The sequence below is a fragment of the Blastomonas sp. genome, from assembly GCF_041747255.1.
Classification (GTDB): Bacteria; Pseudomonadota; Alphaproteobacteria; order Sphingomonadales; family Sphingomonadaceae; genus Blastomonas.
The window spans coordinates 1-9,504 of sequence record NZ_JBGTFM010000445.1; the positions used below are offsets into that span (position 1 = coordinate 1).

General features: G+C 63.0%; 11 protein-coding genes and 1 pseudogene. 3 read left to right on the forward strand and 9 right to left on the reverse strand.

Annotated elements, in window-relative coordinates; all coding sequences use genetic code 11:
- From ACEW8G_RS14845 to ACEW8G_RS14875, 7 genes and pseudogenes are all read right to left on the reverse strand, one after another.
- A pseudogene (locus tag ACEW8G_RS14845) lies at positions 1-212 on the reverse strand (phosphoadenosine phosphosulfate reductase); the annotation flags it as partial.
- Positions 209-646, reverse strand: a complete 438-nt coding sequence (locus ACEW8G_RS14850; protein ID WP_373489174.1) for a DUF934 domain-containing protein — start codon at positions 644-646, stop codon at positions 209-211. The gene ACEW8G_RS14850 and the pseudogene ACEW8G_RS14845, both read right to left, overlap by 4 nt.
- The gene (locus tag ACEW8G_RS14855; RefSeq protein WP_373489175.1) at positions 639-2,273 is read right to left on the reverse strand and encodes a nitrite/sulfite reductase; all 1,635 of its coding nucleotides are present in this window, start codon (positions 2,271-2,273) and stop codon (positions 639-641) included. Before ACEW8G_RS14855 ends, ACEW8G_RS14850 begins: the two co-directional genes overlap by 8 nt.
- 3 nt (positions 2,274-2,276) lie before the next feature.
- Positions 2,277-2,567 (reverse strand): DUF2849 domain-containing protein, encoded by a 291-nt coding sequence (locus tag ACEW8G_RS14860; protein WP_373489176.1) that lies wholly within the window; start codon positions 2,565-2,567, stop codon positions 2,277-2,279.
- Positions 2,564-3,358 carry a uroporphyrinogen-III C-methyltransferase gene (cobA, locus tag ACEW8G_RS14865; RefSeq protein ID WP_373489177.1) on the reverse strand — a complete coding sequence of 265 codons (795 nt, stop codon included), beginning with the start codon at positions 3,356-3,358 and terminating at the stop codon, positions 2,564-2,566. Before cobA ends, ACEW8G_RS14860 begins: the two co-directional genes overlap by 4 nt.
- Before the next feature lie 121 nt (positions 3,359-3,479).
- Positions 3,480-4,262 (reverse strand): LytR/AlgR family response regulator transcription factor, encoded by a 783-nt coding sequence (locus ACEW8G_RS14870; RefSeq protein WP_373489178.1) that lies wholly within the window; start codon positions 4,260-4,262, stop codon positions 3,480-3,482.
- Positions 4,252-5,364 carry a sensor histidine kinase gene (locus tag ACEW8G_RS14875; RefSeq protein WP_373489179.1) on the reverse strand — a complete coding sequence of 371 codons (1,113 nt, stop codon included), beginning with the start codon at positions 5,362-5,364 and terminating at the stop codon, positions 4,252-4,254. Before ACEW8G_RS14875 ends, ACEW8G_RS14870 begins: the two co-directional genes overlap by 11 nt.
- Before the next feature lie 277 nt (positions 5,365-5,641).
- Between ACEW8G_RS14875 and ACEW8G_RS14880 the strand changes: the two genes are divergently transcribed.
- The gene (locus ACEW8G_RS14880) at positions 5,642-6,202 is read left to right on the forward strand and encodes a hypothetical protein (RefSeq protein ID WP_373489180.1); all 561 of its coding nucleotides are present in this window, start codon (positions 5,642-5,644) and stop codon (positions 6,200-6,202) included.
- A gap of 184 nt (positions 6,203-6,386) precedes the next feature.
- Here ACEW8G_RS14880 and dapE read toward each other — a convergent pair whose 3' ends face one another.
- Positions 6,387-7,538: a succinyl-diaminopimelate desuccinylase gene (gene dapE, locus ACEW8G_RS14885; protein ID WP_373489184.1), complete on the reverse strand. Its 1,152-nt coding sequence runs from the start codon at positions 7,536-7,538 to the stop codon at positions 6,387-6,389.
- A gap of 41 nt (positions 7,539-7,579) precedes the next feature.
- Here dapE and ACEW8G_RS14890 point away from each other — a divergent pair, with 41 nt between their 5' ends.
- On the forward strand, positions 7,580-8,026 hold the full coding sequence (locus ACEW8G_RS14890) for a cupin domain-containing protein (protein WP_373489181.1): 447 nt from the start codon (positions 7,580-7,582) through the stop codon (positions 8,024-8,026).
- A gap of 198 nt (positions 8,027-8,224) precedes the next feature.
- On the opposite strand, the gene ACEW8G_RS14895 is transcribed toward ACEW8G_RS14890, so the two are convergent.
- Entirely contained in the window at positions 8,225-8,887 is a 663-nt protein-coding gene (locus tag ACEW8G_RS14895; RefSeq protein ID WP_373489182.1) for a glutathione S-transferase family protein, read from the reverse strand.
- 294 nt (positions 8,888-9,181) lie between these two features.
- On the opposite strand from ACEW8G_RS14895, the gene ACEW8G_RS14900 reads away from it, so the two are divergent.
- Positions 9,182-9,504 (forward strand): VOC family protein (locus tag ACEW8G_RS14900; protein ID WP_373489183.1); only part of this gene is annotated, 323 nt, incomplete at its 3' end.

Below are 9,504 nucleotides of genomic sequence, written 5' to 3' on the forward strand. Positions count from 1 at the left end.
ATGGTCGCGATCATATGCAGCAGAACCGCGCTTTCTGCGCCGAATGATGAGACGACCGCGAGATCACCCACCAAATTATCGTGGATGACGGCGCGCATCATGTCGGCAGTGTCAGTGCCGCGAAACAGGTTGTTGAGGCGCACCGCGTCGCGCTCGGTAAAGCGCGGCCCCGCGTCTATGCGGTCACGCTGGCGAGTGGCATGGCCGCTCACTGCGCTGCCTTGTGCCGCAGCGCCCAAATGGCCGCGACACCATCGGTGGTGGCCTGATAGACGTGCGGGAAAAAGCCGCGCGCAGCCGCGACATCAGTGTCGTCGAGCGGCTTGTCCGGCGCAAAACTGTCAAACCCTGCACGGCGCAGGAACACGAACTGGTCTACCAGCACGTCACCAACGGCGCGCAACTCGCCTGCATAGCCTTGCTCGCGCAGCACTTGCGCCGCTGAATAGCCGCGCCCGTCGCCAAAGTTCGGGAAGTTGACCTCGACCAGCTTGATCTGTCCCAGATGCGGCAACAGCGCGCGCGCATCCTCACCCGGCTCAAGCCGCACGGCAGCAGCATTCGATCCACTGGTGAAATCGGCGAGGGTCAGAGCAGTGTCGGTGACGGGCGCATCATCGCGGTAGCAAATCTGGACATCACCCATAAAGCGCCTCCTTGAATGGGTTCATGCCGATGCGGCGATAGGTATCGACGAAGCGTTCACCGCTCTCGCGCGCGCCGAGATAGACGTTGGTGACGGTTTCCACCGCATCGACGATGCCGTCCTCATCAAAGCCCGGCCCAACAATCTTGGCGATCGACACGTCCTCTGCGCCTGATCCGCCGAGCAGCAGCTGGTAATTCTCAACCCCCTTGCGGTCGACGCCCAAGATGCCGATGTGCCCGGCGTGGTGGTGGCCGCAGGCGTTGATGCAGCCGGAGATTTTGAGCTTGAGTTCGCCGAGTTCGCGCTGGCGCCCGGTGTCGGCGAAGCGCTCCGATATCTTCTGCGCGACCGGGATCGAGCGGGCATTGGCGAGGCTGCAATAGTCAAGGCCGGGGCAGGCGATCATGTCGCCGATCAGGTCGAGGTTCGCCGCAGCGAGACCGGCCGCATCAAGTTGCTGCCAGATCGTGTAGAGATCGCCCTTGCGGACATGCGCGAGCACGATGTTTTGTGTGTGGGTGACGCGCAACTCGTCGAACGCGTATCGCTCGGCAAGGTCGGCCATCAGGTCGATCTGGTCGGCGGTGGCGTCGCCCGGGATGCCGCCGACCGGCTTGAGGCTGATGGTGACCGCAGCATAGCCCGGAACCTTGTGCGGGTGCGTGTTCTGGTCAACCCAGACCGCGAAATCGGGGTCTGACAGGTCGATGTCATCGCTTAGCCCCTGCTCGAACGCGGGATCGGCAAAATAGGCGGTGATCCGCTCAAGCTCGGCCACCGGCGGGTCGAGGCCCAGCGTCTTCATGTGCGCGAACTCTTCCTCGACCTGACGCGTATATTCCTCTGCGCCAAGCTCATGGACGAGAATCTTGATGCGCGCCTTGTACTTGTTGTCGCGGCGACCATAGCGGTTGTAGACGCGCAAGACCGCTTCGGAATAGCTGATCAGCTCCTCGGCGGGCACGAACTCGCGGATGCACGGCGCGATCATCGGGGTGCGGCCCATGCCGCCACCGACAAAGAACTTCGCGCCCAGCACGCCGTCTGCATTCTTGACCAGCTCGATGCCGATGTCGTGCAGCCGCATCGCAGCGCGATCGGTCGGCGAGGCGATGACCGCGATTTTGAACTTGCGTGGCAGGAACTGGAACTCGGGGTGAAAGCTCGACCATTGGCGCAGCAGCTCGGCCCAGGGGCGCGGATCGGCGATCTCATCTGCTGCAGCGCCCGCGAAATGGTCAGAGCTGATGTTGCGGATGCAATTGCCACTGGTCTGGATGGCGTGCATCTCGACGCTCGCCAGATCGGCGAGCAGATCGGGCGTTTCTTCCAGCTTCATCCAGTTATACTGGATGTTCTGCCGGGTGGTGAAATGGCCATAGCCCTTGTCATAGCGGCGCGCGATGTGCGCAAGCATGTGCATCTGCTTGCCTGACAGGGTGCCGTAAGGGATCGCAACGCGCAGCATATAGGCGTGCAACTGCAGATACAGGCCGTTCTTCAGCCGCAGATGGCGGAACTCTTCCTCGGGCAGCGTGCCTTCGAGGCGGCGGCGCACCTGATCGCGAAACTCCGCAACCCGCGCATCGACCATCGCCTGATCATAAGTGTCGTATTGATACATGGCTTAAACTTTCACGATGGGGATGCTGGTGTTGACCGCAAGATCGGGGCGGACGGTCGGGCCAAAGGCGCGGACGCGATCCTTGATGTGCAGCGGCATCGGGCCGTGGTCGGTCTGCTCGCCATCGACCACGTATGACGCATTGACGCGCAGCGCGGCCTCTTCGCGGGCCAGGATCGCTTCGGCCTCGCCGCCGGCATCCTGCGCATCGGCAAGGTGCCGCGACCATTGGTCGTCACCCGCCCACCAGATGACATCGCCGGTTTTCAGATCATTGCCGGTCAGGATTTTCATGAAAGCGGCTCCAGCTGCTGGGCGAACAATGCGGGCAGGCAATCGGTGGCATCGGCGCGGGTGACGACATCGCCGATGACGATCAGCGCCGGGCTGACGACGGCCTGCCGTGCGATCATCGGGCCAAGATCGGTAAGCAGGGTGCGCAGCGTGCGCATGTCGGCGCGGGTGCCCTTTTCCAGCACCGCCACCGGCGTATCGGGCGACACGCCATCGGCGATCAGCTTTTCGGCTATCGCATCGCCGGTGGCGATGCCCATGTAGATCACAAGCGTACGGCCTTTGCCGGCCAGCCCCGCCCAGTTCTGATCGGTCAACCCCTTGCATTGCCCTGCGACAAAGGTGACCGCGCTTGAGATGTCACGATGGGTAAGCGGCAGCAGCGCCTGCGCCGCGCTGCCATTGGCGGCGCTGATACCGGGGATGACTTGCACCGGCACGCCAGCAGCGCGGCAATCGTCAACCTCTTCGCCGCCACGCCCAAAGATGAACGGATCGCCGCCCTTCAGCCGGACAACGTCATGGCCAGCGCGCGCTTCTGCAATCAGCAGCGCATTGATGCCTTCTTGTGGCAGGGTGTGGCGAGCGCGCTGCTTGGCGACCGATATCAGCCGCGCATCGGGCCGGGCCAGCGCGAGGATCGCATCATCAACCAGTCCGTCATGCACGATCACGCGCGCCGCAGCGATGATCCGCGCGGCCTTGACGGTGAGCAGGTCGGGGTCACCCGGGCCTGCACCGACCAGCCAGACGGTACCGCAGACGGTGCGCTCGGCGGCTGACATTTCCATAATCGCAACAGTCCTTTGTTAAGGTGTTGCATCTGGTCCGTTGGCCATACGAGTGCAAAGCACATTGGCTTGTGCCGGGCTTAGTTTTGCTTTTTGGAAGAAGAAGCGCGAGCCCGCCCCGTCAACGCCCGGCGAGTTCCTTGACCCGCGCCAGATAGGTTCGCCCGATGCGCAGCTCGCTGTCATCGGCGAGGCAGGCAAACCACACCCCGCCGCCGCCGTGGCGCAGCCCGGTAATATAATCGTTGCGCACGATGTGCGAACGGTGCAGCCGCACAAACCGCGCCGGGTCCAGCCGCTCTTCAAGCGCCTTGATCGTCTCGTGCATCAGATAACTGCGTTCGCCCACGTGCAGCCGCATATAGTCGCGTTCGGCATCGATCCGCTCGATCAGATCAGCATCGATCCGTTTGAGCTCGGAGCGGTGCGGCACCCAGAATTCGCGCACCCACGATTCACCCGGCGGTGACGTGGCCGGGACGGGGTTGGCGAGCACCGCGCTGCGCCGGTCGAGCACGCGCGTGACCGCGCGTTCCAGCCGGTCGGTGGCAACGGGCTTGAGCAGATAGTCGATAGCAGCCAGATCGAATGCCTCGACCGCAAAGCCCTGATAGGCCGTTACAAAGATGATCGCGGGCACTTGCCCCATGCGGCCCAGCGCGCGCGCCACGCCCATGCCATCAAGCCGGGGCATGTTGATGTCCAGAAACACCAACTCGGGTCGAAGCTGCTCGGCCAGCCGCAGCGCCGATTCGCCGTCGCTTGCGGTGCCGACGAGGCTGATCTGCGGCAGGCGCGCGCACAGCAGCTGTAACCGCTCGACGGCCAGCGGCTCGTCATCAACGATCATCGTGCGCAGCTGCGCCACGCCGGCTTCGGCCTTCGTTTCCGGCTCAGCAGTCATGGCGCACCGCGGGCAGCGAAACATCCACCACAAAACCTCCTTCAAACGGCGTGTGACACTCCAGCCGGGCGGCGCTGCCGTAGCGGGCATCCAGCCGGTCGCGGACATTTGCCAGCCCGATGCCACTGCCTTTGTCAGCGTCCGATGGTATCACATCGCCATCATCGCTGACCGTGATATGCAATATGCCGGCTTCCTCCCGCGCCGACAGCCGGATGGTCACCGGGCGTGTGGCGCGAGCAACGCCGTATTTTATGGCGTTTTCGACCAGAGGTTGCAAGATAAGTCCGGGTACGCAGCAGCTCATGACCGCATCGGGCATGTCGATCTCAATCTTGAGCCGGTCAGGAAAGCGCACTGCTTCAATGTTCAGGTACAGTTTCTGCAACTCCACCTCATCGATCAGCCGCACATCGTCGAGCGGGTCGCCGGTCAGGCTGGTGCGGTAAAAGGTCGACAGGTTCAGGATCATTGCCTCGGCCTCGTCGGGCCGGTTGCGCAGCACCAATGTGGACAATGAATTGAGCGTGTTGAACAGGAAATGCGGGTTGACCTGATAGCGCAGTGACCTGAGTTCTGCCTGCTGTGCCGCCTGCGCAAAGCGCGCGGCGCGGCGCTCGGCGGCGCGGACCTCGCTGGCATAGCTGAGCGCCAAGTACAGCATCGCCCACGACATCAGGAAATAATAGCTGGAGATGGCAAACTCGAGCACCACCGCCATTGGCGGAATTTTCAGGATCTGGTCGCGCAGTTCGTTGTCCTCGAACAGGCTAATCGGATCGTAGACATTGAACACGAAATAATTGAATGACGATATGGCCAGCGCCGCCGGGATCGCACCGAGAAACGCGGCAATGATGCGCGGGGTCAGCGGTTTTTTCTCGAACCAGCGCAGCCCGAGATAGAGCAGGCTGTTGATGACGATGCCAAACAGCGTCACCGCAACACGGCGGGCGATCAGCTCCTCTTGCGCCGGAAAATCGAGCACCACCGCGCGCAACGTCACGATGATCATGTAAAATAGCCAGAAGCCGAGGATGGAGAGCAGCGCTACCTGCTGGTCCACCTGCGGCCGGGCGCTGCGGTGTGTAAGACGTTTCATTGCCGGATTTCTTAACCGCAGATGACTGGCCTGTCTTTAGCGCGTCTGCCTGCTGGTCGAACTGGACGACGCTTTGGTCGAAAGCGGGGGCATCGCATCGCGCAAGCGTTGGCGGATTGTCCCCTCCACTACCAAGCTGGTGGTCGGCGGAACCCCTTCCTTAGCATGCTCATCGAGGGTTTCGGACAACGTGTTTAACCCGATCCTAACCATGTTCTGTTCAATCTTGGCGCATCGACCAGCGACTCTGGCCGGGGATGACAAGGAGTAACGGGGCATGGCCAGCCAGCCAAGCGCGGCATCGGGCAATTCAGCGGCTGCGTTGACGCTCGCCGAACTGCGTGAATTTGCGAGCTTCGAGCCTGCAGCGCAGCGTTACATCAAGCGCGCGCTGGATGTCGGGCTGGTGCGCGAGGATGCGTTCAAACGCTGGGCGCGCAACGCCGACGAAACCACCTCGATCCGTATGCATTATCTGGTCTATCAGGATTTGAAGCTGCTGCGCGGCAATGTGCCCGATGCGCCACAGGAAGAAGGCTTTGAGCATTTCATGGCGTTGCTGGTCAGGCTCGCTGCGTTTGACCTGGCACAGGACAAGATCGACAACTTTTCTGCCTTCCGCTTTCTGTACGAGCGCCTGCTCGGCCCCGATGTGCGGCCATGGCTGCCTTCGGCCTATTGCGCAGCCGCCGCGCTGCCGCAAATCCGCCCCGAACGCCGCAAGATTTTGCTGCAGTCGATCAGCGAAGCCGCCGCCACCGCGCCGGGCTGGTCATTGCGGGCGCCGGTGTTTTTCCCCGAATGGGTCGAATGGGTGAGCGGCGACGCTGCGCATTGAGGCCTTGCATTGGGGGTTATGAGGGCGCGTATGTCCCTCGACTGCGCTCGGGACAGACGGCGGGGGGTATTCGCAGTTACGGTCCGTGTTCCCGAGCCCTTCGACTGGCTGGCAAGCCAGCCGCTCTGGATAAACTTCAGGGCTTTGCCCGGAAGTCGAGGGACGTTGCGCTATGCTTGCCCCCTCAACTCGTTCCCACCAACGCCCCAAGCACCACGCGGCGGTAAATCCGCGCCAGCGTATCGAGATCGGCCACCGCCACCGCCTCGTCGAGCTTGTGCATCGTTGCATTGCACAGACCGAACTCGACCACCGGGCAGAGCTTTGACAAAAATCGCGCGTCGGATGTGCCGCCGGTGGTGGACAGCTCGGCCTCAAGCCCGGTCTCGGCGCGGATCGCCTGCGCGATGATCGCGGACAATTCGCCCGGCGGGGTGAGAAACGCCTCACCCGAAATCCTGGCCTCCACCGTGCCGCCCATCGCTTCGGCGATGCTGCGGATCAAGTCTGTCAGCGATGCGCCGCTGTGCAGATCGTTAAAGCGGATGCTCAACCGCGCCTCGGCACCGGCGGGGATCACATTGTGCGCCGGATTGCCCACCGCCAGATCGGTGATCTCGATATTGCTCGCTTGAAACCAGTCGGTGCCGGTATCGAGCGTGATCGACTCGATCTCGGAGAGGATTGCCACCAGCTTGGGGATCGGGTTGTCGGCCAGATGCGGATAGGCCACATGGCCCTGCGCGCCCGCAACGCGCATCCACATGTTCACCGATCCGCGCCGCCCGATCTTGACCATATCACCCAGCTGCGCGACCGATGTCGGCTCGCCGACCAGACACAGATCAGGCACGGTGTGCGTCGCCTGCATGTGTTCGATCAGCGCGCGCGTGCCATAGATCGCGGGGCCTTCCTCATCGCCGGTGATGATCAGGCTGATGGTCCCCGTCTCGCGCGGCACATCGGCGATGGCGGCGACGAAGCTGGCGATCGATCCCTTCATGTCGACCGCGCCGCGTCCGTGCAGCAGTTCGCCGCGCATTTGCGGAACAAACGGATCGCTCGACCACCCCTTGCCCGGCGGCACAACATCGAGATGGCCTGCAAAGGCGAAATGGCGCCCCGGATCGCCCATGGGGCGGCGGATGGCGTGCAGGTTCTCGACCGGACCATCGGGGGCCTCGCCGACCACAAACCGGGTTACCTCAAAGCCCAAAGGCTCCAGCATCGCCTGCAGCGCATCGAACACCGCGCCGGTGGCGGGCGTGACGCTTTCACAGGCGATCAACCGGCTGGCGAGATCGAGCGGGGACAGGGCGGCAGTGGTGCTGGTCATCATGGCTTTCTCTGTTGGCGCTTTCGCGTTAGCATCGCTCCATGCCAAAAGTCGACCTGCAAGCCATCGCGCCAACCAACGCCACCGGCTATCCGCCCGAATTTGCTGCTGTGGTAGAGGGGCGCTGGTATCGCCGCCTGTCGCCCGTCGCTGGCCTCACCGATTTTGGCGCGAGCCACGTCGTGCTCAAGCCCGGCGCATGGTCAGCGCAGCGGCACTGGCACGAGAACGAGGATGAGCTGTTGGTCATCATATCGGGCACGGCGGTGCTGGTGGATGACACGGGCCGTGCGCCATTAGCACCGGGCGACCTCGCAGCATTCCCCAAGAACGACGGCAATGGCCACTGCGTGATCAACGAGAGCGACGATGATTGCGTGTTCGTGGTGGTGGGCAAAAGTGTCAACGGGCCGTGCCATTATCCTGACGTCGATATGCATGAATTCGGGGCGGGCGATAAACGGCGCAAGGATGGTGAGGCGTTTTGAGGAGCGTTTCTTCTCCCTCGATGGGAGAAGGATACGCAGCCTTGCCAAGCGTAGCGCGGCTAGGCGCAGTTGGATGAGGGTGGGGCGGTGGCAGGGCACTTCACGATCGCCGCGCATGTCACCCTCACCCAGCTTCGACTAGGCAGTCAAGCTGCCAAGTCTGCGTACCCCTCTCCCATCAAGGGAGAGGGTTTGGGGTCACTTGCCCGCAACCTCAAACCGATCAATCACCCAGCTTTCCGCCAGCGCAGCTTCGGTCCAGGCGACCATCCATTCGTGCTCAAGCAGCGCATCGCTATACGCCCGCGCAAAGCCGGGCAGGGTAAAACCATAGCTTTGAAAGCGCGAGACAACGGGCGCGAACATGATGTCCGCCGCGCCGAAGCTGCCGAACAGGAACGGGCCGCCGCCGCCAAAGCGCGCGCGCGCCTCTGCCCACAGCGTCAGAATGCGCATCGCGTCCTGATGCGCTTCGGGGCTGACCGATACATCAGTGTGGCGCGCGCGCATGTTCATGCTGAATTCGCGGCGCAAAGCCATATATCCGCTATGCATTTCTGCGGCCATTGAGCGGGCGAGGGCGCAGGCCACCGGGTCTTTGGGCCAAAAGCGGTCGCGGTGGGTCTTGTCGGCCAGCCAGTCGATGATCGCCAGCGAATCCCACACCACCGCCTCGCCATCCCACAGCACTGGCACCTTGCCTGCCGATGGCTGGTACTCCTCACGCTGGCGCGCCTGAGCCCATGCATCATCATACAAGGGCACGACGATTTCTTCGAATGGCAGGCCCGATTGCTTGCACGCCAGCCAGCCGCGCAGCGACCAGCTCGAATAATTGCGGTTGCCGATGATCAGCTTCACGATTCCACCCTGTTTTCCACCTGCCGGGCGCCGTAAGCGTTCATCGCCGAGGTGTCGAGGCTGAACGCGATTCGCGGTCAGGGTGACACTGTCACCCAACCACTCGCGATTTTATCACCTATTTTCATCGCATTAAGTCGAGCTGAGTGGGTGACGCTTGCACACCCAAGATTTTTCTCGACCCGCCCGCATCACCGGCTCTTCACCCGCTTGCCCGCGTGGGGGCGGTGTAGCAAAGTGAAAAATGCCCGCGCATCTGGCGGCCTGCGCCGCCGCGGCCTATCACCCACACGCATGAGCCTTCGCCCGTTCCACCTCGCCTTCCCCGTCCGCGACTTGGGCGAAGCGCGCGCGTTCTACGGCGACCTGCTCGGCTGCCCCGAAGGGCGCAGCAGCGAGCAATGGATCGACTTCGACTTCTTCGGCCACCAGATCGTCGCGCATCTGGCGCCCGAGAAAGGTGGCGACGCCGCGGTCAACCATGTCGACGGCCACGGCGTGCCCGTGCCGCACTTCGGCGTGGTGCTGACGTTGGAGGCGTTCGAAGCGCTGGCCGGGCGGATGAGGGCGGCCGGCGTAGCGTTCGAGATCGAGCCTTACACCCGCTTCAAGGGCGA

Bases quoted from the DNA above. Each gene is read 5' to 3' on its own strand.
- ACEW8G_RS14875 (WP_373489179.1), bottom strand. From the start codon at position 5,364: ATGAAACGTCTTACACACCGCAGCGCCCGGCCGCAGGTGGACCAGCAG.
- ACEW8G_RS14855 (WP_373489175.1), bottom strand. From the start codon at position 2,273: ATGTATCAATACGACACTTATGATCAGGCGATGGTCGATGCGCGGGTT.
- ACEW8G_RS14880 (WP_373489180.1), top strand. From the start codon at position 5,642: ATGGCCAGCCAGCCAAGCGCGGCATCGGGCAATTCAGCGGCTGCGTTG.
- cobA (WP_373489177.1), bottom strand. From the start codon at position 3,358: ATGGAAATGTCAGCCGCCGAGCGCACCGTCTGCGGTACCGTCTGGCTG.
- dapE (WP_373489184.1), bottom strand. From the start codon at position 7,538: ATGACCAGCACCACTGCCGCCCTGTCCCCGCTCGATCTCGCCAGCCGG.
- ACEW8G_RS14870 (WP_373489178.1), bottom strand. From the start codon at position 4,262: ATGACTGCTGAGCCGGAAACGAAGGCCGAAGCCGGCGTGGCGCAGCTG.
- ACEW8G_RS14850 (WP_373489174.1), bottom strand. From the start codon at position 646: ATGGGTGATGTCCAGATTTGCTACCGCGATGATGCGCCCGTCACCGAC.
- ACEW8G_RS14890 (WP_373489181.1), top strand. From the start codon at position 7,580: ATGCCAAAAGTCGACCTGCAAGCCATCGCGCCAACCAACGCCACCGGC.
- ACEW8G_RS14860 (WP_373489176.1), bottom strand. From the start codon at position 2,567: ATGAAAATCCTGACCGGCAATGATCTGAAAACCGGCGATGTCATCTGG.